The organism is Phormidesmis sp. 146-20, assembly GCF_052939475.1.
The window spans coordinates 1-25,987 of the sequence record NZ_JBJPHT010000052.1 but is presented as its reverse complement, the minus strand read 5'-3'; the positions used below and the strand labels follow the sequence as shown (position 1 = coordinate 25,987).

The window sequence follows — 25,987 nt, the reverse complement described above, 5'->3', positions numbered from 1 at the left end:
AATTTATTGTTCATTCTTTATGTCAATACCCGAAAAAATTGCCTTTTATTTAGAAGATATTGAAACCCCGATCGGTCGAGGCATTAATCTTTTTATCACTGGACTGGTTCTCACGTCTTCTGCAATCTTTGTAGTAGATACTTATCAAATTTCTCCTAATCTAAGAGAACAATTAAACAGTCTAGAAGCTGGAATCCTGCTCATCTTTGTGGTGGAATATCTGCTGCGCTTTTGGGTAGCTCAAAACAAAATTAAATATTTTTTCAGCTTATATTCAATCATTGACCTGGTTGCAATCCTGCCTTTTCTCCTGGGGGCTGCAAACGTTGGCTTTCTAAGAATCTTCAGGTGGTTTCGGATTCTCAGGCTGATTCGATTTATTGGTGGCAGGACTATTTTTGGCTACGTCAGCAGCGAAGATAGTGCCATTTTTACAAGAATTTTGTTTACGTTGTTCTCGATCGTATTTGTCTATTCAGGCTTAATTTATCAGGTCGAACATTCTGTCAATCTCAAATTCAGCACTTTTTTGGATGCAGTTTATTTTTCAGTTTCTACGATTACGACTGCCGGACTGGGAGACATCACCCCTACTTCTCAAATCGGGCGCTTTTTAACAGTTTTGATGATGGTAACTGGAATTGTCTTGATCCCCTGGCAGTTGGGTGATCTGGTGAAACGCCTGGTCAAAACAGCCGCCCAAACGGAGATCACTTGCTCAAACTGCGGGCTATCCTTTCACGATTCAGATGCTCAGTATTGCAAAGTCTGCGGCACTGCTATCTCGACTTCTATGATCGCAGACAAACCGCTAGAACACCGTCAGCAAACTGAGTAGAAATGCCTCCGTCCACTCGACGATCGCCCCATAAGTATCCCCCGTTTGTCCCCCTAGTTTGTGGTTAAACCAGGCTCCTGTTAACAGCGCGATCGTTCCTCCACCCAGCGCCATTCCTACAGACAGCAGAAGGCGATCAGGATGCAAAAAGAGTTCTATCCCACTCAATCCCAACAGGATGACGAGCGTCGGAACAGCCGCCCAAATTGATCGAATCGAGGCTTTATGAAAGGCACCTTTTCCGGTAGGTTTGAGATAGGGGAATCGAGCGATCGCGACCAACTGCCCCCAACGTCCCCACCCTGCCACACCCATCAAAATAAAAGTGCGATAGCCCAAGTCGCCCGCTAGATCGCTCAACGCAACCGTTTTTAGCACCACCAGCACACAGGCCGCCATTGCCCCAAACGCTCCCGTCGCACTGTCTACCATCACTTCGAGCCGACGTTCTGGATTCGTCACAGCCAGCCCATCTGCGGTATCCATTGCCCCATCTAGATGGAACCCTCCCGTGAGGGCGATCCAGCTTGCGACGACGATCGCGCTTCGAGTTAACAATGGCATCCCAACCCAACTCAGTCCCCAGTCCAAAAGTCCCAGCAGTGCGCCGATTAGGAGACCAATCAAGGGTGCAATTCTGGCGATACCGTCAAATTCGAGTGTCCAAGAAATTGGTACAGGTAAACAAGTGTAGAAGGCAATTCCAGCGGCCGTTTGTTGAAGAAATCTGCTGCAAGCTGTCCACATTTTTCCACATCCCCCCTTTTATAGAATTTGAACTCTTCATATTCTGTTTAAAGCTGGAGATCTGATTTTCCAGCCATAATGACGGTAGAAAGTTATCACCAGGGTCTGCGAAACAGAAGGCTTTTCTTGCTATGAGTCACGAACAACCCTCCCGAAACGCTGGTTTGCCAGCACCTTGCATCATCGATACAGGCACGATCATCGATAAGCGCGACATGCATCGTCTGCTGGCTGACCTCAATCGGGTTCGCTACATTCACTCTCAAGATGGCAAACCCACGAGTGAGGGTGAAGGCTGCATTTTAGAGGTTTTTGCTGACCCCTGTAGAGCGACGCTGATTGTCAACCATGCGCTTTATCTCAACGTCCACAGCTTTGATTATCTAGAATTAAGCCAGTCTGAGGAGCATGAGGCGTTTTTTGATTTGATTCAAGAGACTCGTCAGCTTCGATTGATTCCCCTTTCCAATCCGCTCCAAGACCAGTCAGGCAGAACGTTAAATGCGGCTGCTTTGGAAGCAATGGTGGCCGAAGTTCTCTCGGCGAGTTGGGATGTACATCTTGACGACGACGAGGCGTTTTGAGGGATAGAGAAAGGGATGAGGGATGAGGGGAAAGCTCACCCAGTAATCTTCGTTAGTTAGACTAATCCATGCAGACTCTTTGCGCTCTGTAGAATAGTCTGATGATGGAAGTACGATTGAAAGCATAAATTTGAAGGCATAAATTTTGGGAAGGTAACGATCGATGAGTTGTAGTTTTTCGCGTTTGTGAAAACGCAGGCTGACAGCCCCAATGCAGCGGATGAGGAAAGTTTTTGCGCTCCGTTTCTAGCTCTCACGTCGTCGCTGATTAGGAACGCTAGCGATCGCCGAACTTCTCTCAGTATTCACGGTGAACTCATGGGTTCGCGATCGTCCCTCTAGCCGCTGCACGAAAGCATTCCTAAAAAGAACTCAAGCCCAAGTCTATGGAATCACAAGCTTCCTCAGAAGCGCTGCAACTCAAGTCTGTGGAATCACAAGCTTCCTCAAGATAGTTCAAGCTCAAGTCTATGGGATGACCCGTCTCCTCAGAAGCCCTCAAGCTCAAGTCTATGGAACCATCCGCTTCCTCTCGAAACCTTCAACTCAAGTCGATGCAGCGACAAGTCTCCTAATGAAAACTTTAAGCGCATCTGAAATCATGCGTGACTCGCTCGTTCAGCGTTGGGCAGGATGGGTTGAGTTGGGAGTCGATGGGGAAATGCGATCGTAAGGTCATGATGCTGTTTACGTTTCAGGTGGTGACGATCGCTGAGAATTCGTTGTGAATCCAATCAGAAACGATCGCCCCTCTTCAAACTGCTAAATTGAACTTACCGTCACTCAAATTGCTCTGATGCCGTCTGCCCCTCACCGAAGCCCAGCAGTAGATGCTAGACCGAATTAGCTCTACAAAAGCCGTAGGTAGGGTGTATTTCTCACTTCAGGAATGAAAGCTGATAGGGTTGTGACGATCGACTGCTACCAGCTTGCGATCGCTTACAGTTGAATTGTCTTTTTGTCGTGCAATTCCTCCAAATGAATTAATGAACCAGCGCCCATAACGATATTGAACTTCATTAAAGAACGTTGCACTTGATAGCCCGCTAACACCCGAATCACTTGATATTCAGTGGTCAGATCGCTGGTGCCATCCCATTTGAGAAGCGCAAGCTGATGAGCAGCAATTTCACCCAGTTGGTCAACGAATTCGTCAATAGAATCTTTCACATCCGAGAGAACGCCAGAGTGCATAAAAATCAACCGCTCTTGCAAATCCAAAGTCACCGTGACTTGATAACGTCTGACGAATGAGCATTGCAACTCAAAGCTAAACGAAACCGAGTCAGGAAGTTGTCTCCTAACGGCCATATTGTTTATCCTCTCGATTTAATTCAAAGAGGACGGGAACGTTGTTTCCCCAGTTGGAGAACTAAAAAGCAATGGCTCGAACGTTCCCCCGTTGTGAAAAGAGTATGCGGGATCTCGACTCCAACCTTTCAAGATCCCATCGCAAAGCAGACGTAGTACAATCATGAACGCCTCCGAAGTTAGGACAATTAACTTAGGTGGAAGTCCTCGGAGTCTGATTTGGCGATCAGATTTCCGGGGCGTGATCTCCACCTGCGGACATCTTACACAGATTTTTGATTTTTTGGAAGACTGAATTTTTTGAGCGTTGACTTTGACTTTTGTCGATCGAATCGTTCGTGACTCATTCAATGAACTGCAAACTCCGTGCCCACCGCGATTCAAGCCATGAGTGTCAGCCATTGTTGTTTTTACATCTTTGTGTTCCAACAATTCCTGAATGATGCGAAGACTTAGGGGCGATCGGCATGAGGATATTTCCGCTCTAGTTTTAGCCAAATGGCATCGCGAACTGGGTCAAGCAGTTTTTTTGGACGCGATTCCATGAGCAAGATACGAATAGGTTGGATAGTATCAATGCACCAAATACTACAAAGCAGTGCTCAGTACCATTTGTGAAGATTTTTTGAAGCAACGGAATTATTCTTCTAGTTTAGAGATATTGTGTCAGTGCAAGCGTAATTCTGTCTAACTCTCCAATTTGAGGATGTTAAACAGAACTTGGTCTGGACTAATCCCGACTTTGAAGCGTTAGGCAGAGAATGTTCAGCTTAACCCCCTAATTTGGAGGGTCAGCCAGACAATTTTCGGCCTAGTCACTCGAATCAGGGAGGTTATATAGAGGAGATCAGTCTAAACATAAGTTATGCGGCTTCGGTTACGGGTCGAGGCGGTTCATAAGGTTCATCTATTAGCGCTCAAAGTTCAGTAGAGATGGCCTAGAAGTGATGAAGCTATGACAAACGCTGACGCTTGGAAAATGTTTATGCTAGTTTTGCTCTAAAAGAACACTTACGGTGTATCAGGACATCTTTGAATAGAAGTAGAAAGGAGTGAATTGTAATGATGAATTGGTTATGGAAATGGCTTGCTCGTCCGGTTGCGGCGGCAGTATTTGGATCGACGGCTGTTCAAGGTGCTGGCGCTAACCCTTTTGTTGGATTATTGGCTGGATTGATGTCGGTTTTGACTGCCATCTGGATGATCGTAGATATCTTAGACGTTGTATCTCAGTGGTGAATAGGAGTGCTTGTGCAGATTCCCAACTTGTCCAAATTTCCGTGGAAAGAAGTGATGCTTGGTGAAGGATTGCTCAATATAGTGATCGGTATTTCTGTTTTAGTTGCTATTAGAACGCTGGCAGAGCCAACTTACAACCTCCTTCAAGGTTTGAGCCTGAACCAAATGACATCACTTCTCACGTTGGTAGCTAAGGGTATTCTTGCGTTTGGCTTTTTGAATATGGCTATCCCTCTTTTGTTTATTTCGATAAGCAAGTTTGTCCAAAAAGAACAGCCTGAACTTGTTGTAGAGAAAGCTGAACAAGAGTAATACATTAAGGTGAGGTGATTTGTATGAAGTCTTATCTGAGAGTAGCTTTGTGTTTTTTCTTGGTATCTCTTCTTGCCATGACGCAAGTAGCCAGCCCTGCCGCTGCTGGTCATATACAGTTAATCAAACCCAGATCTGTGGTTTCTACAGTGTTAATTCAACCTCCTAATCTGGCTTTCATTCGAGTGAGTTCAGTTTTGAGAAAACTGAAAGAATTGAGGCTTTTCACCGCAGGAGAAAGAGCGGTGATAAAAGGTGAGAAAGCCATCGTTAAGGGAGAGAGGGCTGTCGCAACTGAAAGAGCCATTATGAAGGGAGAGGGAACTGTAGCGGCAGAGAAAGGGCTAGAGGTTGAAGGGAAAATAATAGAAAAGCATGTAGGTGGTATAGCTTTTGGAGTTGGTCGGGTTAAAGTCAGCTCTGCTGCTCTTAATGATGCTATGCACCACGGTAAAAATCTTCTAGCTATGGGGGTTTCGGTTGATCTGGCAAGACAACTGTATGAGTCTTACAACACTTACAGAGAGACACAGGCGAAGGCTGGGAATTCAGTTGACCCTTGTAAGCCAGTGCTTATTTATCCTGATGGCAGTGATCGTGCGTTCTCTGTTTATGATTCTGAGTCTTGTCCTTCAGCTTAAGCCTCTTATCTGAGGTAGAGACAGCCGCATAACAGCCCGGTTGGAGCGGACTAGAAGAGTCGGTTGGTGTGGCAAAGGTTACTAGCAGCCGCTCAGCCGGAACGTTAGGAGTTGAGGAAGGAGTAGAATGGGATCTTGTCGAATTGTTCCAAATTGACTCCCAAATTGACCTTGAGTAATTTTTCTTTTCAGTGCCAGGCTCAGTGTTGTGATACTCATGCGCGATCGGGGATCTTTTCTACCCCTCATGGGATTGTCGAAACGCCGCGCTTTATGCCCGTGGGCACTCTGGCAAACGTCAAAACTGTCACGCCTGCACAGCTAAACGAAACGGGGGCGCAGATGGTGCTGGCAAATACCTATCATCTGCATCTGCAACCGGGAGAAGACATCGTAGAACGGGCGGGTGGCGTGCATCGATTTATGAATTGGTCACAGCCGATGCTAACGGATTCGGGCGGGTTTCAGGTTTTTAGCTTGAGCGAAATGCGATCGATTTCCGATGAGGGAGTGACGTTTCGATCGCCGCGAGATGGGCAGATGATTCACTTAACGCCAGAGCGATCAATTCAGATTCAAAATGCGCTGGGTGCGGATGTGATCATGGCGTTTGATGAATGTCCGCCGCCGGGAGTGGGACGCGATGCGGTTGAAAAGTCCACTGATCGCACGTATGAATGGCTAAAACGGTGCATTCAAGCACATGGACGATCAGATCAAGCCCTTTTTGGCATTGTCCAGGGTGGCGAATATTTGGATCTTAGAGCAGAAGCCGTTCGGATGTTGGCGGATCTGGATTTGCCGGGATATGCGATCGGCGGTGTCAGTGTCGGAGAAGCGCCCGAAGTGATTGATCAGGTCGTACAAGCCACTACGCCCCTTTTACCCGAAAATAAGCCGCGTTATCTGATGGGCGTAGGCACTTATCGAGAAATGGTCAGAGCGATCGCCGCTGGCATGGATCTGTTTGACTGCGTGATTCCGACTCGGCTGGCGCGACATGGATCGGCTTTGGTAAGGGGCGATCGCTGGAATCTCAAAAATGCTCGATTTAGAGAAGATTTCACTTCGCTCGATGAGTCTTGCCCCTGTTATACCTGTCAAAATTTTTCTCGCGCTTATCTGAGCCACCTGCTGCGATCGCAAGAGCTTTTGGCCTACACCTTACTTTCGATTCATAACATCACGGAACTGGTACGCTTTACGCAGAAAATTCGAGCAGCGATCTTTAAAGGCACCTTTAAGCAAGAATTTGCTGAGTGGTTAGCGCCAATTGAGTGAAGCGATCGTGTTAAAATACGTTTCAATTATGAGTTCTGTGTTGGAGAGGCAAACAAGTATGGAAGCAGCCCTGCTCTTGGCAAAACTGCCCGAAGCTTACGCGATTTTTGATCCCCTGGTTGACGTTTTACCTGTGATTCCCGTCTTTTTCTTGTTGCTGGCTTTCGTTTGGCAGGCAGCGGTCGGTTTTAGATAATTCTCAATATCACACGAATCTTAATGATGTGAGAGGGGTGGTTGAGACTGCCCCTTTTTTGTGGGGATGAGGGATGAGGGATGAGGGATGAAGGATGAACGTTAGCGCGAGTTCGACAAGCTTCTTCGCTGCGGTTACAAATCTGGGAACGTTCTCTAAATCTCCCATAAATAGAGAATTTTGAACTAGAACTCTTGTCTGAAAGTCCCCCAGAATTGGGGGGTTGGGGGGCAGAAGCGCTCAAAACCGAAGCGAAAAAACCGATTCCTTGTAGGTAACTCGAAGAAATCGACCTCATACTCGTCTTTCTTCGACCGGAACGAGATAGCAACCGTTGATTTTCCATTGGCGATCGGCTTGCTGCTCCATCAGATATAAAGCTCTCACCGGAACGCCGCTCTCGCTCAACAACAAAACAGGCTGGGCCGGCATTCCCTGAAGTTGGGTAAGCTGCTCAAATAAAACCGAGCGAGGACGATAGACAGGCGGATAGGACAGTCTCACCATTTCTATAAAGTTTCCTGCCGTGCCAAACATCGATTGAATGCCGGGACTGGCAAACTCAAACGCAGCATCGGCATCGTCTCGCTGAAAGGCTTGAAGCTGAAACTCAATTACAGAACGGATTGTAGCGCGATCGAGATCACTGAGATTCATGGAACTAGCGAAGGGTTCGATTGTTAAGACAGAATGAAGCTTTAAGTGTTACTCCTTTAAAAAGCTGGGCATTCTCAAACTAGGATTGACGCAACGCCCTCAAGCTTGTTCAGATTTTAAGCGCCATTGGAGCGTTCATCACACCGCCGGACAGAATTGCCATCTGGTCGGGGGATGCACCTCACCACTCCGATCGCCCTTTTGGACTCAGTTTGAGACTGCAAAATGTCTGCCAAAGATTTTTACTCAGGTCTGCCCGCCCGCCGTCCGATGTGAAATGTGTGGCGGATTACTTGTAGCAACGTCTGCGTGAGATTCAAACTACCCAGTTCACAGGTTACTCACATGCGTCCTTATGCTTCTCAAACAGAAACCCGTCCTAGAATCAGCACGATGCCCCGCCAACAAACTGAAGCGGCAGCGTACTTAAATTTATATAAGCTTTCGGTTGAGAAAAAACGGCTCCAATATGAGCTAGAAACGATCGAGCAGCGTCGTCAGCGCATTGAAAAGCGATTGGCATTTCTAGATAGTCAAGTTGCAGAACTCGAAAAAAGTGCTGAGAGATTGGGAACTCAAGCGCCTAGAGTAAATTATCCGATCGCTAAACAAGCAGTTCCCGATGTGGCTTCATTCAATACGTTATTCCTGGAATATTAGGTTTCTGAAATACTAAGTTTCTGGAATACCAGCAATTCTCTTTGTTTTGTATCGTGCAAATGCTCCTGTCAAGAGACGTTGAATTATTCGCGTCTCTTTTTTTGACGTTAAATTTCAAGCTAAATCTCAGATTGTCCATGCGCGAGATAACGATTTTATTTGATTCGTGACCTTAAACAAAGCTTTTAGCCCGATCGCTTGCGCTAGTGGCATTTGTCCGTAGCTAAATCCATAAGGTACATCCGAGGGCAACGCCAAAACGAACTGCTCCAGCATATAAGGACTGCCGTAAATCATCAAACCCTGTAGCTGTCCGGATTTCAGCAGAAAATCGAACCAATCGCGCGCCGTTTGAGTCAAGCCTGCACTGCCTCGAAAGGGATTTCCGCGAATAAACAGTTGCAGTAGCGTTGGGGAGTCTTGATTAACCAGTTGAAGGTGAGGCGTATGTCGATCGACCACTTCCACTTGCGTAAATCCAAATTTTGTGGGGAAGGCGATCGCGGGAGCCGTTCGGGTCAAAAAGTCACAGTCGATCAGGTCATCTACCAAGATTAGATTTCGTCCCGCATTAGGCAAACGATCGAGGCGAGAAGGCGTTGGACGATGGACTTTCTGGGACTTTTTGAGAATTTCGGTGCAAAGCGCCTCTGACTGACCGAGTGAAGATAAATCGATCGGCTGAACAGGCTGCATCTCCCAGGCGTGAGGCGTATCAGATTGGAGATTGGGAGCGCAAACTTTCTGTTTAGCCCACCAAATGCGCTCGATCGCAGCTTCAATTTTCTCTAGGGCAATGCGTCCCGATTCAACTGCGGCACAAACGGCAGCGATTGCTTTTTCTGGGTGGAGCGGCATCAAGAGAATGTCGACCCCCGCTTCGACGGCCAACACGGCAGCTTCTTCGGTGCCATAGCGGTTGGCGATCGCGCCCATGACCAACGCATCCGTGACAATCAAACCCTCAAATCCCATTCGCTGGCGCAGTTCTTGAGTCAGGACTCTGGACGAAAGGGTTGCTGGATACTGAGCGTCGAGGGCCGGAATTTTCAGATGGGCACTCATCACCGCATCCACTCCAGCTTGAATCGCGGCTTGAAACGGGGGAAACTCAACTTGCTCCAGACGAGGGCGATCGTGTCCCAAAATTGGTAGCTCTAAATGAGAATCGATCGCCGTATCGCCGTGACCCGGAAAGTGCTTCGCGGTCGTCAGAATAGAGTGAGAATGGGCCCCTCGAATAAAAGCGATCGCCAACTCGCTGACAATTTGCGTCGTTTCTCCAAAGGCCCGAACGTTGATCACCGGATTATCTGGATTGTTATTGACATCAACCGTGGGAGACAGGAGCCAATTGAGACCGATCGCCAAGGATTCTTGAGCGGTGACAGATCCCATTTGCTCGGCATAGTGACAGGCGGTTGGGAGATCAGAGTGAGCGATCGCAGCCAGAGCCATCGGCGGCGGAAACCAGGTTGCCCCTGAGAATCGTTGCCCTACGCCTTCTTCTACGTCGGCACAGACTAATAGAGGAATCGTTGCCCAATCTTGAAGCTGTTGAGTTCGCAGAGCCAATTCTCCAGCACTTCCACCCAACAAAATCACGCCGCCCACGCCCAAATCTTCTAGCCAATGTTGCAACGTTGCCGCAGGTGGCTCCCAAGCTGGATAGCGAATCTGATGGTCAAATAAATAGCCAGAAGCCCGCACCACCAACATTTGAGCGACTTTTTGGGCAAGTGTGAGAGAGGGGAGCATGGGAGGGATGAGGGATGAGGGATGAACAAAACGTCTGAACAAAACGGCGATCGTTCTTCCCTATCGTCTGTCTCTCTGGCGCTTCTGGCAACTGGGTTTTTGAAAACTGGACTTTTGTAGGTTGGGTAGAAGCTCTGCGAAACCCAACAGCGTCGGCTTTCTACGGCTTTGTCCTTTCAATCAGCACCGCCGATTTTTGGCTATTCCTTCGTTTCTACGTTCTCAGTTTCTGTGGTTTCGGCTTCGATGTCGGGTTTGCGATCGGCGCTCAGTTGACTGATCAGATTGAGAACTTTATCGCCACGTTCGATCGAGCGGTCTTCGACAAAAATCACTTCGGGGGTGCGACGCAATCGGACTCGGTGCCCCAACTCACTGCGGACAAAGCCTGTTGCGGATTTTAAGCCTGCCATTGTTTCGGCTTTGGCTTCATCAGTGCCATAGATGCTGACAAAAATTTTGGCATGTTGCAAGTCGCCAGACACATCGACATCTGTGACGCTAACCATCCCTGTGCCTACGCGATCGTCCTTAATGCCGTTCATCAGCATCAGGCTCACTTCGCGTTTAATCTGCTCGGCAACTCGTGCCATGCGCCGATCGGTCGCCATATCAATCTGTCCCTTTTTATATGGTCAAGATGTTCGATCTTAACACTGTGATTTAGTCGAGCATCTAGAAAGAGGAAGAAGACTCAAGGTTAAAAACCCTCCTCACGCCTCACGCCTCTCACCTTACCGCTTTAGGTCAATCCCAACATGGCTTGTAGGGTAAAACTCAGACAGGCAAAGGCTGCCACGAAAAAACCGATAAGCGCGATCGCCGTTACAGGCTTCTTAAACAGAGGCACGAGCGGCCTAAAGGCATTGAGAATCACGCCGCCGATGATGCCAACCAAAAAAATGGGGTATTTAGAAATCGTATTCCAGAACTCTTGCATTGCTTTAATTTACAGCTTCAAACTACAAATTCTCTTTTATGATATCTGAATGATCACAGAAATTCGAGACGCAATTTGTCCTCGTCCTTTCCTCAAATGGGCGGGTGGAAAGAATCAACTGATTCAACAGTATCTCCCTCACTTTCCGGAGAGTTTTCAACATTACCATGAGCCATTTGTGGGCGGTGGAGCTATCTTTTTTCACCTTCAGCCTAAACAATCCCTATTAGTCGATATCAACATTGAGTTGGTAAATGTCTATCGGTGTGTGCGTGACCAGGTTGAGGAGTTGATTGAGTTATTAGAAGCGCATCAAGATCAGCATTGTCCTGACCATTTTTATCAGGTGAGGTCTCAGTTGACGACTTCAGATGATTGGTTTCATCAGGGCAATCATTTAGACCGAGCGGCGCGACTGATTTATTTAAATAAAACTTGTTTTAATGGCCTGTATCGAGAAAATTCTAAAGGGCATTTCAATGTGCCGATCGGCAGTTATAAAAAGCCTTTAATTTATGATCCTGTCACCTTGCGATCGGATGCTGTGGTGCTCAAGTCGGCTCAAATTAAGGATGGATATTTTGATGTCGTTTTAGAGTTTGCTAAGTCTGCTGACGACTTTGTTTATTTTGATCCGCCTTACTATCCGATTAGTCCGACGAGTAAGTTTACAGCGTACAATCGCTATTCGTTTAGTGAAGCGGATCAGATCAGGCTGCGAGATGTGATGGTGGAGTTGAGTGATCGCGGGGTGAAAGTGATGCTCTCTAATTCAGACTGTCCATTTGTCCGAGATCTATACCAAAACTTCAACATTCGCACCATTCAGGCTACTCGAAACATTAACTGCAATGCTGAAAAGCGGGGCAAAATTACTGAAGTTTTGGTGACTTCTTATTAATGTTCTAAGCAGACTTGAGGGGCACGATTCCTTGGTCAAAGATTTGACTATCGGTGCCAATGCCGGAGATTTCCAGACGATCTTTGTACACTGCAACTGACGAGAAACCAAACTGAGAAGTTGAATATTCTGTCCAGGGCGATCGACCCACCGGACGCAGATGGGCCCCGCCAATTCCAGTGATTAGATAGGTGGTGCCGTCGATCGATTGGGTTCGCTCGTAGCTATGTTCATGGCCGTTGATATAAAGTTGAACGCCATGTTTTTTGAATAGCGGTGTTAACAGCGAGACTAATCCTTGATCTGTGCCATAAACACCTGACGAATAGATGGGATGATGCCCAACCACAACTTTCCAGGGTGCATCGCTTCGCATCAACTCTTTATCGAGCCAGGTAACTTGTCCTTTCCAATCGGCGCTCGGATTCGTTTCTAACACAAAAAACTGCACCGACTTTTCTCGAAACGTATAGCGACGACCCTTCATGCGAAAGCCGGGATACTTGACCTGTAAATCTCCATTTTGGTAGCGAATATCGTGATTTCCCAGTGCCGCGTAGAACTGAGTGCCCTGCTTGAGTAACTTGCTATAGGGGTGCTCGAATACGTCCTTGATCTTCTCAAATTCGCCATTGGTATAGATGTTGTCGCCTGCCAAAAGCACGATCGGATAGGGCGCGCGATCGTAATGACGATTCATTGCTTCGGCGACTGCATACTGATTGCGATCGCCTGCCCCCGTATCCGCCACTGCCACAAATCGCAACACCAAATCTTTGGCAGATTGTGACACTTCGCTGATAACAGGTTTTGGTTGAGAAATCACTCGTTGAGAAGAGGCGGTTGCTCGATCAAAGAGCGTCTTTCCCGCAACGGTCAACCCCAATCCACTCAGCCCACCCAGAATGAGAAATCGACGGCGTTTCAAGCTCATAAAAACTCCTGATACGTTTGGAAACTCAGCATCTTCAGACCTGAGAGGAAAAACGCGCTGCTTCGCAGATACCGCAAGGGTCGAGCGGGTTTAACCGCCTACCTCTTCTTACTCAATTCCTTACGGAGGGTGACCCTCCTACCGGATTGAGCGCTGCCAGTCGCCACGAACTGTACGAGAGGAATTTGATGTCGCTTGCTTTTGCGCCTTGAGTCAGGCGCTTACCCGTGGTCAGGGAATGCAAGCTAACTTTGCCTTTCGATGCACCGCCGATATAGACAACCCCATATTTTGGATGCTTGGCAATTCCGCCCCGCTTGAGACCCTCAGACATCGTTCCACCATATGGAGAGCGAACGCCGCCCTTTGATGGTTGGAATCGGTGCAACTGACGACGATGGAACCGGAGCGGCACAATCACGATTAGTTTTGTGTTGTCTGGTTTGTCATGTCCTTCGGTGTACCAGTTGGCAAGAACCCAGCTATCAACACAGTGTGCTTCAAACTTGTCTGATAGCTTCTGCTTTGACTTCTTGAGTCCTAGCTGGCTGCGAAGTTCTGCCGTTTCGTGACCTTGCAGCGTATGGAGGACTGCAATTCGCTCTAGCTCTGAGTAGAACCACCTCTTACCGACTTCGAGGGGTGAAAATGCCACGTTCCACTTGCGCCCATTGTTGAAGGTTTTAGCCTTGATGTCTTCGACCACGAAAGCTGTAACCGGGAACAATTTCGTGAGCCAATTGCAGATTCGTAACTTCCACTGCCACCGCGCTTTGGTGCTAGGGAGAATACCGCTACGCTTACGATTAAATCGCGGCTTACGGCATGGAGTCTTCCGAAACCGTCTAGCACGTCGCATATTGGTACTCGCTTCCTCAGCATCCTTTACCCAATCAACGGCATGAGTTTGCACATTGAGATAGGTACGAGTTGCAGACTTGACGGTGAAGGCTTCTCGCTTGGAACCTGGATCAATCCCAACCGCGATCGGCTGAGTGAAACAGTTTGACGGCTCTACATTCAATCGAACGCAGAATACGCCACGCTTCCAGAACGGGGTAGCCTTACCGGATTTAATCCAACGATCTGCACGGGCTGAGGTAGTTGGCATCAGTGGGCGCTGATTGGAGTCGAGAACAGGAACCGATTGCATGATTTGAGTTTGGCGATAAGCCGAATTTGTACTTCTCTTCGACGCTGACGATTCTAGAGGTGAGGGATTAGAGAAGCGTCTCTCACGTTAGGTGCGCTGCCACGCGCTAAATCGTTCAGTTTGCTTAGTTGCGTAGTCTAGTCGCGTGTTTAGTCTTGAAGCGGCTCTTTGGCTAGAACTTATTCAAGCCCCGTCTCTTCAGAGTGGGGTACGTGACGACAATAAATTCTGTAGTGTTGACAAAGACGTTGAATCAAGAAATGGTAGATTGATCCTCGGTAAGCAGCGCTTGTAAATTGTGATTTGGGTGCTGCCTGAGAGGAGCCATTCATGTCTCAAGACAACCCCAACCCACCAGATTCCAAATCCCAACCCAGTGTGACACAGCCCCCATCTTCAAAGCAAACCAGCCTGCAATGGGTGCGATCGACCAGTATCAAAGTGCTGCGATCGACCAGTCGCGCTCTAGAAACGATGGCTACAAAAGTCGAAGCGACTCCGGACGATTCCCTCCCCTTTGTGTCGCCCAAACTTCAGAATCAGGCGCGATCGCTCTGGCAGCGTTTTCTCCCCGTCTGGAATAAGCTTTTGGGGCAAATTCGCACTCGTCTTCCCGGAGATGTCAGTCAGAAATTGGGCGATCGGGCGTTAAGTGGAATTGTGGTGAGTGTGGCGATCGTGCTGTTTTGGGTGACATCCAGCTTGTTTTCTTCAAAGCCTGCCGAAGTTGCACTGGTTAAAGCGACTCCTCCTAAAAATCCTCCAGTCGAGACGATTACGCCCGATCGCGTGATTCCCGATCCCACATCATTCCCCACCGAACTCAGCGCCCCTGTTGAAGAATTTCCCGCTCCCACCACGGTTGCCGAAGTTCCTGTTGCTGAAGTTCCGATTGCCGAAGTTCCGATTGAAGAGCCGATTCCTGAAGTTCCGACTGAAGAGCCGATTACCGAAGCAGTGCCTGAATCGACTCCCGAAGCTGTTATTTCTGAAGAGCCTGCTGAAGTTCCTGTTGCCGAAGAGCCTGCTGAAGCGATCGCCGCCGAAAAACCCACACCGGAACCCACACCGGAACCCGTCGCCCCCTTACCTGAGCTGACTCCCGAAGAAAAGCTGATTGCTTCCATTCAAAACGGCGTGGTGGAAGTGGCTGATCCTTACGTGAGTGAGTTGATTCGATCGGTGCAGCCCAATTTTCGCAGCAGTCGCCTAACCGTGCAGGTTAATCCTAATTGGTATACGCTCAGTGCTTCTCAGCAAAATGAATTGGCCGACAAACTGCTGAATCGTTCTCAAGCGCTGGATTTCAGTCAGTTAAAGATCACGGATTCAGACGGAACTGTGTTAGCGAGAAGCCCTGTAGTCGGTTCGTCGATGGTGATTTTGAAACGCAAACTACAAACTGAAGAGATAGCTTAATCCAAGCTTAAACTAAACGAGCGAGAAGTCTGTCGATCGAGTGATGCAACACTTCAGCAACTATTCAAAAATCAGAAGTGTCAATACTGCAATCATCAAAAAAATGACTTCTAACAACGCTGAGACCAACGCTAAAGAACCTGTTTTTCAAACACCCAATCCAAAAGAGTTAAATCCCAACGCGGGTGGCGAATCTGCTAAAGAAAAGCTCGAAGCCGCCAAAGCGCAACTGGGCGAAGCGGAGTCTGATCCTAATTTGGAAGGGACTGATCCGTTTGAGTCGTCAGTCGATGCCAATGAGTTAGCCCATCGTCAGAACATTGTCACTAACATTTCAGGGCACTAACATTCAGCAGAATAGACAAATTCTAGAGAACTATGTCAAGAAACCTGTAGTGCAACTGCCATTAACTTTTCTTCTACAGCTTGTGGAAATTCAACCAACACAAACAGGCTTGAAGGATAAAGGTAGTCTTCTCCAGACTCATCAATAACCCGAATGAAGTTCTTCTGAGCAGCAACATCATCTGGAATAACTCGATATAGTTTGAGTCGCTCTAGGTCTTCACAGCGATCGTTCTCCACACAAATTGCAAACTTAATCTTGTTCTTCCGGCGGCAGTATAAACATCCTTATCCTGACGCTCTCCTCTTTTAACAAACCAAAATTTTGGGGATCCTTCAAACACTTTCCTGATTTCTAGCTGCTGAATGTTGTGGTGTCAGAGCAACATCAATTAGCTTAACTACCGCAGTCATACAAATCCAAAATGTTCCATATTTTGATCGTTTTATCACAGCCACTGCTAACTAGTTTCGTTCCATCAGGACTAAATGCGATAGAGTTCACCCAGTTAGGAAAATAAGCATCAAGGGCAAAATGCCCAGAGAGTGTATGAGTTAGTTCTTTTCTGTTTAAATTCCAAAGCTTGATTGTTCCAAGCTTGCCTCCACTTGCTAATGTTTGACCATCAGGACTGAAAGCAAGTGACACAATTCCCCTTTGAGAAGAGAAAAAAGTATGTAGCAGTTCTCCTGTCTGTAAGTCCCACAGTTTTACCGTGCTGTCGTCAGCACCGCTAGCAAGAGTCTGCCAATCTGTGCTGAAAGCTTTTCCAAAAGCCGCATCTAAATGGGTCAATGTGACCACGTGGATTAACTCACCAACAGTCCAGTTCCAAAGTTTAACCACTCTATTGAAACCATTAGTGCTACTGCTCAACAGTGTTCGCCCATCTGGGCTGAACGAGATAGAGGAGATCCAGCTAGAATCAGCTTGGAAAGACTTTATTAATTCTCCAGTGTTAGAATTCCACAACCGAATACTCCTATGACCTGCACTAGCTAGAACCTGACTATTAGGGCTAAAGGCAAGTGATGTTACACCTCTTAGTCGTGCATTAGCGGTATATAGTAATTGTCCTGTGCCCAGATCCCAAGCTCTGATCACATTATCATCGCCGCCACTAGCAATAATTTTATGGTCAGGACTAAATACAATAGAGTTAATACCTTTAGAGTTGCCATTCAGGGTATGAAGTAAAGCCTTATTAGCAGTATTCCAGACCTTGATAGTTTGATTACTGCTACAACTAGCTATAGCTTTACCATTGGGACTGAAAGTTGTACAAAAAAATCCGTCCTCAAGAATCTCGGATTCAGGCGCTATATCACTAACATCATCTAGTTCTTCAGCCTCCTCGTCCGGCAGATTTTCAGCTTCTTCGATCAATCTGTCGAGTATGGCTTGACCAGTCTTACTCTCGAAAAGCTTATCGATTTCTTCCTCATCCATTTCTAGAACTTTATCAAAGAAGGCATCAAATTCTTCTTCACTAATTTCGCATTCACTACTAACCTCAAGAAGTAATTGATCTCGATCTTCTTTAGTAACAGCAATCTGTGTCATGGATGCTATTTCTAAACTAGGTGCATCATCAAATCTCTCAACTAAACTCTGAATAATCTGATCACTGGTAGTAAAAATTCCTACTTCGCGATCCGCTTTTGTCATGCTTTTTTCACTCGAGGTGAGTATATTATGACTGCCTAGAAAAGCAAATTTCTCATCACAAACTAGAAACTTTTCATGTGTACCTATAGCCTTTAGTTTAAATTTATGAGGATGTCTTTTTTCTAGTTCAAGCAGCTTTGGTAAGGCAGCATACCAGAATAAGTTCTGTTTTCTAGGATTTTTCAGCTCCTTTGATCGACCCCACCCAATACTGATGGAAACTCCGTTTTCGAGTAGCTCCTCAAATTTTTGAATCTCCTGGTCTGTGATTCCCCACAGAGTGAGCCAAGGACACACGATAATTAGCCGTTTCTTAGATTCTGACAACGCCTCTCCAAGAGTTTTTCGACTGCCTTCTCTATCAAAAACTAGTTCATATTCAGGTAAGGTAGATAGCCGTGTCTTTCGAGAAAAACTTTCCAACTGCCTTTGGAGGATGTCTTCAAATTGGGAAGAAAACTCCAAAATTTTAGCTCTTAACTCTGTAGACTTCAGCAGATCCGATGATGTGAGAAGTTCACTAATTAGGTTATCTAGTTGTGCTTTGAGTTCTGCCCTAAACACAGACATCGATCCATGAATCTCCGACCAACTATCTTTACTCATGTTATTTGAAGCAGTGCTGAATCATACCTAGCTGTATTTCTCCTTAATGTTAATCTTGAATCAACTAAAAAAGGGCACGTTGCCGCGCCCCAGAAGAAGAGTCTCAAGCTTGATTAAACTTTTGCGTCTTCTTTGACTAGCTTGTCCCAGCCCAGATCTTTGAGAGACGTGTTGCGACGCAGCGGACGAGTCACCAGTTCTAAAATGTCGCGGGCGTTGGTGAAGCCGTGAATCTGAGCAAAGGTGAACTCAACTGACCATTTGGTATTGATGCCGCGAGCCTCTAAGGGATTGGCGTGGGCCATGCCTGTGATCACCAGGTCAATATTCTGGTCTTTGATGCGCTGAATCTGGTTGTAGTTGTCGGGCTTTTCGACGATCGTTGGCAGCGGAACGCCCATCTCTTTACAGGTTTTTTCCAACAGTTCCAACTCGGCAGCTTGATAGCGCTTGTCCATGTAAGGAATGCCAATTTCGGGGCAGGTCATGCCGCAGCGAATCAAAAAACGAGCCAGCGAGACTTCTAGCAAATTGTCGCCCATAAAAAAGACCGACTTGCCGCGCACAATCTCCAGATAGTCTTCGACGCTGGCCCAGATTTGCGCTTCCCGTTCAGCCAATCCCTGTGGCTCGATCCCCAACACAGAACAAATTTTCTCAATCCAGGCGCGGGTGCCATCGGGGCCGATCGGAAACGGTGACCCAATCAATTTACACTTCCGCCGACGCATCAATGTGGTAGCGGTGCGCGACAAAAACGGATTCACCCCCGATACAAAGTAGCCTTCTTCAATCACCGGAAGTTCGGTATAGCGTTTAGACGGCAGCCAACCAGAAACTTTGATACCTTGTTTTTTAAGTTCCAGGGTTAGCTGAGTGACGACGGGATCAGGCAGAGAGCCAAACAGCACCAGCGGAGTGTGTTGAACGTATTCAGATTCAGTAATCGCGACCTCTTCTTTTTTGCGGCCAAAGTTGAGCAGTTTAGAAATGGCGTTGCGCTCTTCTTTCTCAGTTTCCGTCGCAGGCGCTTTTTCGGGACAGCGTTGAGCCATCGCCGCCAAAACGGTATCTTCTCCCTGAGTAAAGGCGTAATCGAGACCATTGGCGCGAGCCGTGACGATCGGAATCCCCAATTCTGCTTCTAGCTTGGGTGCAAGACCTTCGAGATCCATTTTGATGATCTCCGTGGTGCAGGTTCCGATCCAGACAATGACGCTGGGGTTGCGATCGCGCTTAATTTGTGTGCAAAGCCGTTTGAGTTCTTCGTAGTCATTGAGTTGGGCGGAGATGTCGCCTTCTTCGAGTTCGGCCATGGCGTAGCGCGGTTCGGCGAAGATCATTACGCCCATTGCGTTTTGCAAAAAGTAGCCGCAGGTTTTCGTCCCGATCACCAAAAAGAAGCTGTCTTCGATTTTTTGGTAGAGCCAGGCGACGCAGCTAATCGGGCAAAAGGTGTGATAGTTCCCTGTTTCGCACTCAAAGTTTAGGGCTTGAGGTTTTGTGTCAGCAAGAGTCATGGGTCGAAGGTTCTCTCTAGTAAGGATTTTGCTAATGGTTGAACGCGGTTTATTGGGAATTTGATGAACTTTTTCACTACGATTGCGAATCCGGGTTGCCCCTCAAATCCCTCATCAATGTGGGACTTTGAAGTGGAAATCTCGGCATGAAGTCCCCCAGAATGGGGGATTTAGGGGGCAGAAGTGACCAACAACGCAGCCAAACATTTCATCCTCACCTATTTGCGATCGCGTCCTGATCCTTGACATTCTTCGTCGCGTCGGGTCGTAATGCGCGTTGCGATCGGGTGGGACTTATTTCCCGCGGGAAGTAGTTTGACATCCTCGATCGCGGCTTCTACTTTGGCGGTTGGGTCTAAGGTTTCATCGGGGTTAAAGTTGAGTCCGAGAGCGATCACGATGCGATCGGGGTTGCTGTTGAGGTCTACGACAAGTGGGAGAAGTGTTGTCAGGTCAGGTTCTAAAATCGACAGGGCAGAGAGAATAAAGCTGGAAGACGGTCGTCTTTGGCCTTCACAGTTCACCCAAACGCCCAGTCGGGTCAGCCACGATCGATTTTCTTGATAGTAGCCAAGCCACTTTTCTCGCAAAGATTGACGGAGATGCTCGATATTCACAAATCACCTGAGTAGAGTCTGAGTTTTGCGTCCTGAATTATTGTCTAACAACTCAAAACGGAAAACTCAAAACTCAAAACTCTCTTTAGACCATCATCAGATCGAGCTTTTCTTCTTCGGAGCGAGCGGGAGCAGGATTGAGGTAGAAGTCAGAGAGTAGGCTAAAGAGTTCGCGATCGGGCGAGTCGTTGGGCACCACGCCTTCAGGATTGGCGAGAATCTGATCGGCAATGTTCAGATAGTAGTCACAGACGTAGTTGAGTGAAGGCTCAGTTTCGGCCATTTCAAACAAAGTTTTGCCTTTGACCCGCGAGACCCGAATATCTTCGATCAGGGGCAACACTTCCAGCACGGGCATGGGGACGGTGCTGATGTATTTGTCGATCAGATCACGCTTGGAGGTGCGGTTGCCGATCAAGCCAGCTAGACGAAGGGGATGAGTCCGGGCTTTTTCGCGCACCGAGGCGGCGATCCGATTGGCGGCAAACAGTGCGTCGAAGCCATTGTCGGTGACGATCATGCAGTAGTCGGCATAGTTCAACGGAGCCGCAAACCCACCACAGACGACATCGCCCAACACATCGAACAGGATGACATCATATTCATCGAAAGCATTGAGTTCTTTGAGCAGCTTCACCGTTTCGCCAACCACATAGCCGCCACAGCCAGCCCCAGCCGGAGGGCCGCCCGCTTCTACGCAATCCACGCCGCCGTATCCCTTATAGATCACATCTTCGGGCCAGACATCTTCGTAGTGATAGTCCTTTTCTTGAAGTGTGTCGATGATCGTGGGGATCAAAAAGCCTGTCAGGGTGAAGGTGCTGTCGTGTTTGGGGTCACAGCCGATTTGGAGGACTTTTTTGCCGCGTCGAGCCAGTGCAACTGAGATATTGCAGCTTGTCGTTGATTTGCCGATTCCACCTTTTCCGTAAACTGCGAGTTTCACGATCGTTTCTCTCCTAGTCTCTTGTGAACTGTCTCTTGTGAACTGTCTCTTGTGAACTGTCTCTTGTGAAGCGAGGTGACTGGGAGCTTAAAGCCCAGGTGTCTAAATTTCGTTTGGTCTGTAGAAGCATTATTGATGATGTTTCAGCCAATTGGAAGCCGTCATAACAATAAGTAAGATATCTAGAGCGCGTCAGGGTGAGAGAAAATCATCCCAGGTCAAATGAACTGTTCAGAAGAGACGATAGGGTTAAATATAGAGTCAAAGCAAAATTTAGGGTCACTAATTTATAGAATCAGGGACAAAAAACAAACCTTGAAGATTGCTAAATGAATTTGCGATCGCCGCTTTCCACGGGCAAAAATCACGCTCAACTCGCTGGCGAAGTCCCAAATGTAGGTAATTCAGCCTCAATTGCTCTTTGCGTAACCCAAATCAAGATGACTGCCGAAAATCTTTGTGAAGAATGGAGCGATCGCTCAACTCCAATCTTCTGCAATTAATAAGAATGATGAAACTTTAGTCGTTCTCTAAAAGTAATCCGCTGATTCGCAAAAAAGGCACCCCGGAGAGTGCCCTGCTGATACCTCAACGAACTGATTTGAATGACAGAAATTTAGCGAGCGGGTCTGTTAGCGCGACGCTGAGACTGAAATTGGCGCATTTGCTCAAGTTGTGCGGGAGTTAAGATGGCTTCGCGATCGCGGCGGGCTGCTTCCATGATGGTTTTGATTCTGGCTTTTTGGTCGGCGGAGAGATTGAGCGATCGTAGCCCTCTGCCTCGCTTCATGCCTTGCCCTTGCTCAGACTGGAGTTGGGTTCGCTGCGCGTCAGTGAGAACGCCATCAATTTGAGTGCGAGTAGTTTCGCGAATCGCTTTCATCTTGGCTTTTTGATCAGCCGATAGATTGAGTCGGTTTTTGTTCTGCATTCGCTCACCTGTGGGCGCAGGCGCAGAATTTTGGGCATGAACGGCGACGATCGGCGTTGCAGCCAGGATCAGAGCAATAGCTCCAGGTAGTAAAAAGAGTAGTTTCTTCATTGAATATGTGTCCTATCTAGTTGAGTCAACGAACTCAGTGGCAGGGACGAAGGCAGAATTTGCGCTTTCTCACCATTCATCAGTTCCCATTTGAGTCGCTTCGCAAGCTTAGACAGTCGCTTTACAAGAAAGGTTCAACTTAGTTTTCTAAGTGAGCTAATTGCAGTCCGAGTTAAAATGAGAGCGTCCAATCGACACGACGAACCTATGACCGTTCGGCAACCCTGCTACAGCAAAGAAGAGTTTGCTCGACGTGGCGATGAGATCTATTAAACTCAGGTGCGTCTCCAGGTCGAAGAAGGCAATCACGGCAAGATTGTGGCGGACACGCAAAGCGTGAGCCGAAGGCAACGACATCGAAACCGGAGCCTTTGAAGTCGGTAAAAACAGCATCATTGCATCCGATCTGCTGCTGGCTTATCATCCCGATGCTCAAATTTGTTTGTCCGAATTGGGCAAGGATACGTCAATGCAATCACGACCTCGCTTGAGCGACGCACTCTTCAAAAGGTCTGATTTGATTCCAATCAATTGCTGCGACCCATACCTTTTCTGCTTCAGAATATTGCACAGTTCCATCAACTTCCAACTCTTCACTGTAGAGCGTCAACAACTGACCCTGCTGCAATTCAATGTTGTGCCGAGCTAAGTCCTCAATCGTTCCAATACAGTTCAGGCGTAGTCGCCCTTCTGCGTCGGCATTATGGAAATCTGCAAAGATTTTGGGATAGCTCATAGAAATGTTCTAATTAGGACTCTTGCTGGGACGGATTAGCAATTGTCGGGGTTAAGAGGCGGCTTATCTTCTCTGGGGTCAGACCCGTGAGCGTGGCATGATTTGGACTTCTTCCAGAGGTACGAATAACATCTCCGCCTGCTTCTCGAACTGCCCCAACGGTTGTGACACCAACTTGTCCGTGAGGAATCGTCGCTGCCAACTCCGCTATTGACAGCATCAACTCATTAAATTAGAAATGGAGGGAAAATCGGGTGGTGAAGTCAGAATTACACCCCTACCTATCTCTCTCTCGTAACCCGACTATGAATTCAGGCGATCGTACTCAATTTTGCCGTAGTCGAGTTTGATGATGCGATCGGCGACTCGAAAGTAGTGATCATCGTGACTAATTACCCAAATTGTTTTACCTTGGTGCTTGAGTTTGGGCAAAAATTCTGTGTAGAAAACTTCTCGAAAAACGGGATCTTGATCGGATGCCCATTCATCAAACAAATAGATGGGTCGGTCTTCTAAATAAGCGGTGAGGAGCGCGAGACGTTTGCGTTGTCCTTGAGAAAGCTCTGTTGTAGAAAGTTTGCCGTTATTGATTTGGACTTTGTGATCGAGTTGAAGCTGTTTTAGATAAGATTGCGCTTGAAGATCGCGATCGACGGCATCAATACCCAACAGGCGATCGAAGAGATAGAAATCTGCAAAAATTGCGGATAAATGTTGTCGATACCATTCTCGATTGGTTGAGGTAATGAGTTGATTATCCAAACAGATTTCGCCTGCATCTGGAATATAAAGTCCAGTCAACAATTTTGCTAAAGTTGATTTTCCGCTACCGTTGCCACCGACGATAAAGACAAGTTCGCCAGGGTAAAAAGTCAGGTCGATCGGGCCCAACGTAAAGTTACTATCTTCGCCTGCCCTCAAGTATTCGTGTGTGATTCCTCGAAATTCTAATCGATGCCAATCAGGATTGATGTTTGCGGGCGGGACGTTTGTTTCTGAGTGGGTCGTCAGCGATAAGCCTAGTGATTCGATTTTTTGTAGAGATACATCAGCTTGTCCCAATGTCGGTAGTTTCGCCACAATCTTTTCGAGCGGCATCATCAAATAGGTGAAGATTAAAACATAGCCAGACATCGTTTGTAGGGGGATAGCAAAAATTTTAGGAAGGGCAAATAAAACGAAGCCCATCGCAAAAAAGAAAATTAATTTACCCCAGCTACTCGCCATCGCAAACAAAATGAATGCTTTAATATTGTGCCGTCGATAACTTGCTGAAGAGGCTTCTAAATCATTTGATAAAAATGTTTGCCGACGATGATAGTGTAGCTTTAACTCTTTAACACCGTCAGTAATTGCTCGAAAATGTTTGAATAATTGATCTTGATCTTCGCGGGCAAATCGTAACAGTTTGTACCCTCGGCTCAGTAAGTATTGAGTAGTTGCAGTGGCGGCAACAAACAACGCCATTACCATTAGAAACACTTGCCACGAGAGCCAGTAAATATAAGCAAACGAACCGACGATCGTCGCCAGATCAATACAAATATAAGGAAACAAAGAAACCGCTTGAGCGATCGCGTTCACATCCTCCGTCAAGGCTGCTGTAATTCGAGCATTGCCCAACTGTTCTAACTGACTCAACTCTGACGCGAGAATCTGCCGACTCAGCCGCACCCGCAACTCAAACACGGCATTTTGAGCAATTCGCACCAGCAAAATCTGAGACAAAATACTGCTCACCAGCGCCACTGCCGACAGCCCAATAAAAGCCCAGAAAACGATTGGAGCTACCGTTCCCGCCGCCCCAATGACTCGACTGATCAGCGCAATCAGACCAGCACTACTCACACCACTGAGAAAGCCTGTGAGAATGGCGATCGCCATCATGCCACGAGCAGAACGCAACAAAAAAGAAAGCAGTTTCATGCGGGTGAAAAATGGATTTAAGCCTTAAAGTTTATAGTTGAATGGTGCAAATTTCAGCAAAAATGACTGCTCAAATCTCTATTTTTTTGCAGAATTTTGTGATTTTTGATTTCTGGAGTAGCCGTCATTTTGTCGAAAATCTTAATTAAAAAGTGCTGAATTAACTACTTGACGAGAACCAAAATTCCAGATATTCTCTCAAATCAAGGACACCTTTCCTTTACCGGGAGGTTGTCTGGTCGCCCAAAAAATCTAGTCTGTCGCCGCCCAAAGTTGCTTGGAACCAACGAAGGGCAGCTAACCCAGGAGACTGCTGTAGCCAGTTCGAGGGCTAATGGAGGATTTTATCACTCCTTTGGCCGCTCTGACTTGTGATGTTTATCGGGGCGGCTAGTTTTTTGGGTTTCTTTGGAGACCTAAATTTGGAGTAATGACAATGGCAGATCGCTTATTGAACGCTGGCTTTTGGCTGTGCGATTTCGCCTATGCATTTCTAGAACTGATTCAACGCCGTTTCCTTCCCGATACCATTCCTCGTTTCACAATTACTTCGCTTCGCATTCCGCTTCAGGATCTTTTACCTGACGTTGCGATTCCTCATTCTGATGAGTTTGAAGTATTGCGCGTGTTAATTATCGGTTCCTCAGACGGTGTGACCGAGACGATTCAAAACCTCCACGTTCGACGATTTGCGAATGCGACAGACTGGAGTCCTTTGCTGCCTGCGCCCTCGTTTGGCGAAGTGATGAGCATTCTCACCCGACAGCGCCGAAAGTTAGACAAATCATAAGTTTTTGAGGCGACTTGTTTGAGTTACCCGCAAGGGATCTTCTCTAGCTTCGTTGATTTCAAGTTCTCCCCAATTTTGAGAGGACGTTTGAAACGTATCAGAAGCTGCTTTGCTTCGTTGCTGTCCCGCCTCCAGACTGTCTGCCGTGTACACACAAGTCCTTGTCGCTTCGTTTAATTTAGCTTCAGCCCCCTTGTATCTTAAGAGTGTGGCAGACCG

33 protein-coding genes are annotated in these 25,987 nt (G+C 47.3%); 15 read left to right on the top strand and 18 right to left on the bottom strand.

Features of this window, described 5'->3' with window-relative positions:
* Window positions 1-19: 19 nt before the first annotated feature.
* Window positions 20-838, top strand: coding sequence for an ion transporter (locus ACKFKH_RS27555; protein ID WP_446861554.1), 819 nt, complete (start codon window positions 20-22; stop codon window positions 836-838).
* Here the strand turns inward: ACKFKH_RS27555 and cobS are convergent.
* Window positions 812-1,585 (bottom strand): adenosylcobinamide-GDP ribazoletransferase, encoded by a 774-nt coding sequence (cobS, locus tag ACKFKH_RS27550; RefSeq protein WP_446861553.1) that lies wholly within the window; start codon window positions 1,583-1,585, stop codon window positions 812-814. The two genes, ACKFKH_RS27555 and cobS, sit on opposite strands and share 27 nt — an antisense overlap.
* Window positions 1,586-1,716: 131 nt before the next feature.
* Here cobS and ACKFKH_RS27545 point away from each other — a divergent pair, with 131 nt between their 5' ends.
* Window positions 1,717-2,169 carry a hypothetical protein gene (locus ACKFKH_RS27545; RefSeq protein ID WP_446861552.1) on the top strand — a complete coding sequence of 151 codons (453 nt, stop codon included), beginning with the start codon at window positions 1,717-1,719 and terminating at the stop codon, window positions 2,167-2,169.
* A gap of 310 nt (window positions 2,170-2,479) precedes the next feature.
* The gene (locus tag ACKFKH_RS27540; RefSeq protein WP_446861551.1) at window positions 2,480-2,842 is read left to right on the top strand and encodes a hypothetical protein; all 363 of its coding nucleotides are present in this window, start codon (window positions 2,480-2,482) and stop codon (window positions 2,840-2,842) included.
* 266 nt (window positions 2,843-3,108) lie between these two features.
* Here the strand turns inward: ACKFKH_RS27540 and ACKFKH_RS27535 are convergent, their stop codons facing one another.
* On the bottom strand, window positions 3,109-3,480 hold the full coding sequence (locus tag ACKFKH_RS27535) for a hypothetical protein (RefSeq protein ID WP_446861550.1): 372 nt from the start codon (window positions 3,478-3,480) through the stop codon (window positions 3,109-3,111).
* Window positions 3,481-4,542: 1,062 nt separating this feature from the next.
* On the opposite strand from ACKFKH_RS27535, the gene ACKFKH_RS27530 reads away from it, so the two are divergent.
* The 5 genes from ACKFKH_RS27530 to ACKFKH_RS27510 all read left to right on the top strand — a co-directional run bounded on the left by ACKFKH_RS27530 (window position 4,543) and on the right by ACKFKH_RS27510 (window position 7,149).
* The gene (locus ACKFKH_RS27530; RefSeq protein ID WP_446861549.1) at window positions 4,543-4,719 is read left to right on the top strand and encodes a hypothetical protein; all 177 of its coding nucleotides are present in this window, start codon (window positions 4,543-4,545) and stop codon (window positions 4,717-4,719) included.
* Window positions 4,720-4,731: 12 nt separating this feature from the next.
* Window positions 4,732-5,031, top strand: coding sequence for a hypothetical protein (locus ACKFKH_RS27525; protein WP_446861548.1), 300 nt, complete (start codon window positions 4,732-4,734; stop codon window positions 5,029-5,031).
* A 23-nt stretch (window positions 5,032-5,054) separates the two neighbouring features.
* Window positions 5,055-5,672: a hypothetical protein gene (locus ACKFKH_RS27520; RefSeq protein ID WP_446861547.1), complete on the top strand. Its 618-nt coding sequence runs from the start codon at window positions 5,055-5,057 to the stop codon at window positions 5,670-5,672.
* A 171-nt stretch (window positions 5,673-5,843) separates the two neighbouring features.
* On the top strand, window positions 5,844-6,953 hold the full coding sequence (tgt, locus tag ACKFKH_RS27515) for a tRNA guanosine(34) transglycosylase Tgt (RefSeq protein WP_446861546.1): 1,110 nt from the start codon (window positions 5,844-5,846) through the stop codon (window positions 6,951-6,953).
* Window positions 6,954-7,011: 58 nt separating this feature from the next.
* Window positions 7,012-7,149 (top strand): photosystem II reaction center protein K, encoded by a 138-nt coding sequence (locus ACKFKH_RS27510; protein WP_036531950.1) that lies wholly within the window; start codon window positions 7,012-7,014, stop codon window positions 7,147-7,149.
* A gap of 294 nt (window positions 7,150-7,443) precedes the next feature.
* Here the strand turns inward: ACKFKH_RS27510 and ACKFKH_RS27505 are convergent, their stop codons facing one another.
* Window positions 7,444-7,806, bottom strand: a complete 363-nt coding sequence (locus ACKFKH_RS27505) for a DUF4864 domain-containing protein (RefSeq protein ID WP_446861545.1) — start codon at window positions 7,804-7,806, stop codon at window positions 7,444-7,446.
* An 85-nt stretch (window positions 7,807-7,891) separates the two neighbouring features.
* Between ACKFKH_RS27505 and ACKFKH_RS27500 the strand changes: the two genes are divergently transcribed.
* Window positions 7,892-8,119 (top strand): hypothetical protein, encoded by a 228-nt coding sequence (locus tag ACKFKH_RS27500; RefSeq protein WP_446861544.1) that lies wholly within the window; start codon window positions 7,892-7,894, stop codon window positions 8,117-8,119.
* A gap of 32 nt (window positions 8,120-8,151) precedes the next feature.
* A complete protein-coding gene (locus tag ACKFKH_RS27495) occupies window positions 8,152-8,466 on the top strand; it encodes a hypothetical protein (RefSeq protein WP_446861543.1) in 315 nt (104 codons plus the stop codon).
* A gap of 126 nt (window positions 8,467-8,592) precedes the next feature.
* Here ACKFKH_RS27495 and ACKFKH_RS27490 read toward each other — a convergent pair whose 3' ends face one another.
* The 3 genes from ACKFKH_RS27490 to ACKFKH_RS27480 all read right to left on the bottom strand — a co-directional run bounded on the left by ACKFKH_RS27490 (window position 8,593) and on the right by ACKFKH_RS27480 (window position 11,164).
* Window positions 8,593-10,224: a glycoside hydrolase family 3 protein gene (locus ACKFKH_RS27490; protein ID WP_446861542.1), complete on the bottom strand. Its 1,632-nt coding sequence runs from the start codon at window positions 10,222-10,224 to the stop codon at window positions 8,593-8,595.
* 200 nt (window positions 10,225-10,424) lie between these two features.
* Complete coding sequence (gene rbfA / locus ACKFKH_RS27485) at window positions 10,425-10,835, bottom strand: 30S ribosome-binding factor RbfA (RefSeq protein ID WP_446861541.1); 411 nt, start codon at window positions 10,833-10,835, stop codon at window positions 10,425-10,427.
* Window positions 10,836-10,966: 131 nt separating this feature from the next.
* Window positions 10,967-11,164, bottom strand: a complete 198-nt coding sequence (locus tag ACKFKH_RS27480; RefSeq protein ID WP_446861540.1) for a DUF751 domain-containing protein — start codon at window positions 11,162-11,164, stop codon at window positions 10,967-10,969.
* Window positions 11,165-11,213: 49 nt separating this feature from the next.
* Between ACKFKH_RS27480 and ACKFKH_RS27475 the strand changes: the two genes are divergently transcribed.
* Window positions 11,214-12,065 carry a DNA adenine methylase gene (locus tag ACKFKH_RS27475; RefSeq protein WP_446861539.1) on the top strand — a complete coding sequence of 284 codons (852 nt, stop codon included), beginning with the start codon at window positions 11,214-11,216 and terminating at the stop codon, window positions 12,063-12,065.
* A gap of 4 nt (window positions 12,066-12,069) precedes the next feature.
* On the opposite strand, the gene ACKFKH_RS27470 is transcribed toward ACKFKH_RS27475, so the two are convergent.
* Entirely contained in the window at window positions 12,070-12,999 is a 930-nt protein-coding gene (locus tag ACKFKH_RS27470) for a metallophosphoesterase family protein (RefSeq protein ID WP_446861538.1), read from the bottom strand.
* A gap of 112 nt (window positions 13,000-13,111) precedes the next feature.
* Window positions 13,112-14,152 carry an RRXRR domain-containing protein gene (locus ACKFKH_RS27465; protein ID WP_446861537.1) on the bottom strand — a complete coding sequence of 347 codons (1,041 nt, stop codon included), beginning with the start codon at window positions 14,150-14,152 and terminating at the stop codon, window positions 13,112-13,114.
* A gap of 330 nt (window positions 14,153-14,482) precedes the next feature.
* On the opposite strand from ACKFKH_RS27465, the gene ACKFKH_RS27460 reads away from it, so the two are divergent.
* Together ACKFKH_RS27460 and ACKFKH_RS27455 are read left to right on the top strand one after the other, a co-directional pair.
* The gene (locus ACKFKH_RS27460) at window positions 14,483-15,571 is read left to right on the top strand and encodes a hypothetical protein (protein ID WP_446861536.1); all 1,089 of its coding nucleotides are present in this window, start codon (window positions 14,483-14,485) and stop codon (window positions 15,569-15,571) included.
* 103 nt (window positions 15,572-15,674) lie between these two features.
* A complete protein-coding gene (locus ACKFKH_RS27455) occupies window positions 15,675-15,917 on the top strand; it encodes a hypothetical protein (protein WP_446861535.1) in 243 nt (80 codons plus the stop codon).
* 35 nt (window positions 15,918-15,952) lie between these two features.
* Here ACKFKH_RS27455 and ACKFKH_RS27450 read toward each other — a convergent pair whose 3' ends face one another.
* The 5 genes from ACKFKH_RS27450 to bchL all read right to left on the bottom strand — a co-directional run bounded on the left by ACKFKH_RS27450 (window position 15,953) and on the right by bchL (window position 21,274).
* Window positions 15,953-16,156: a hypothetical protein gene (locus tag ACKFKH_RS27450; protein ID WP_446861534.1), complete on the bottom strand. Its 204-nt coding sequence runs from the start codon at window positions 16,154-16,156 to the stop codon at window positions 15,953-15,955.
* A 157-nt stretch (window positions 16,157-16,313) separates the two neighbouring features.
* The gene (locus ACKFKH_RS27445) at window positions 16,314-18,191 is read right to left on the bottom strand and encodes a WD40 domain-containing protein (protein WP_446861533.1); all 1,878 of its coding nucleotides are present in this window, start codon (window positions 18,189-18,191) and stop codon (window positions 16,314-16,316) included.
* A 113-nt stretch (window positions 18,192-18,304) separates the two neighbouring features.
* Window positions 18,305-19,711 carry a ferredoxin:protochlorophyllide reductase (ATP-dependent) subunit N gene (locus ACKFKH_RS27440; protein WP_446861532.1) on the bottom strand — a complete coding sequence of 469 codons (1,407 nt, stop codon included), beginning with the start codon at window positions 19,709-19,711 and terminating at the stop codon, window positions 18,305-18,307.
* Window positions 19,712-19,929: 218 nt separating this feature from the next.
* A complete protein-coding gene (locus ACKFKH_RS27435; protein ID WP_446861531.1) occupies window positions 19,930-20,328 on the bottom strand; it encodes a DUF5331 domain-containing protein in 399 nt (132 codons plus the stop codon).
* Window positions 20,329-20,413: 85 nt separating this feature from the next.
* The gene (gene bchL, locus ACKFKH_RS27430; RefSeq protein WP_446861530.1) at window positions 20,414-21,274 is read right to left on the bottom strand and encodes a ferredoxin:protochlorophyllide reductase (ATP-dependent) iron-sulfur ATP-binding protein; all 861 of its coding nucleotides are present in this window, start codon (window positions 21,272-21,274) and stop codon (window positions 20,414-20,416) included.
* 329 nt (window positions 21,275-21,603) lie between these two features.
* Here bchL and ACKFKH_RS27425 point away from each other — a divergent pair, with 329 nt between their 5' ends.
* Window positions 21,604-21,777 (top strand): hypothetical protein, encoded by a 174-nt coding sequence (locus ACKFKH_RS27425; protein ID WP_446861529.1) that lies wholly within the window; start codon window positions 21,604-21,606, stop codon window positions 21,775-21,777.
* A 113-nt stretch (window positions 21,778-21,890) separates the two neighbouring features.
* On the opposite strand, the gene ACKFKH_RS27420 is transcribed toward ACKFKH_RS27425, so the two are convergent.
* The 4 genes from ACKFKH_RS27420 to ACKFKH_RS27405 form a co-directional block, all read right to left on the bottom strand.
* Window positions 21,891-22,316: a hypothetical protein gene (locus tag ACKFKH_RS27420; protein ID WP_446861528.1), complete on the bottom strand. Its 426-nt coding sequence runs from the start codon at window positions 22,314-22,316 to the stop codon at window positions 21,891-21,893.
* Between the two features lie 475 nt (window positions 22,317-22,791).
* Window positions 22,792-23,052, bottom strand: coding sequence for a hypothetical protein (locus ACKFKH_RS27415; protein WP_446861527.1), 261 nt, complete (start codon window positions 23,050-23,052; stop codon window positions 22,792-22,794).
* Window positions 23,053-23,065: 13 nt separating this feature from the next.
* Entirely contained in the window at window positions 23,066-23,272 is a 207-nt protein-coding gene (locus ACKFKH_RS27410) for a hypothetical protein (RefSeq protein ID WP_446861526.1), read from the bottom strand.
* 83 nt (window positions 23,273-23,355) lie between these two features.
* Window positions 23,356-24,978 carry a cyclic peptide export ABC transporter gene (locus ACKFKH_RS27405; protein WP_446861525.1) on the bottom strand — a complete coding sequence of 541 codons (1,623 nt, stop codon included), beginning with the start codon at window positions 24,976-24,978 and terminating at the stop codon, window positions 23,356-23,358.
* A gap of 436 nt (window positions 24,979-25,414) precedes the next feature.
* Between ACKFKH_RS27405 and ACKFKH_RS27400 the strand changes: the two genes are divergently transcribed.
* Window positions 25,415-25,768 carry a hypothetical protein gene (locus tag ACKFKH_RS27400; protein ID WP_446861524.1) on the top strand — a complete coding sequence of 118 codons (354 nt, stop codon included), beginning with the start codon at window positions 25,415-25,417 and terminating at the stop codon, window positions 25,766-25,768.
* Here the strand turns inward: ACKFKH_RS27400 and ACKFKH_RS27395 are convergent.
* The coding region (locus ACKFKH_RS27395; protein WP_446861523.1) for a hypothetical protein at window positions 25,763-25,987 on the bottom strand (225 nt) is incomplete at its 5' end. The two genes, ACKFKH_RS27400 and ACKFKH_RS27395, sit on opposite strands and share 6 nt — an antisense overlap.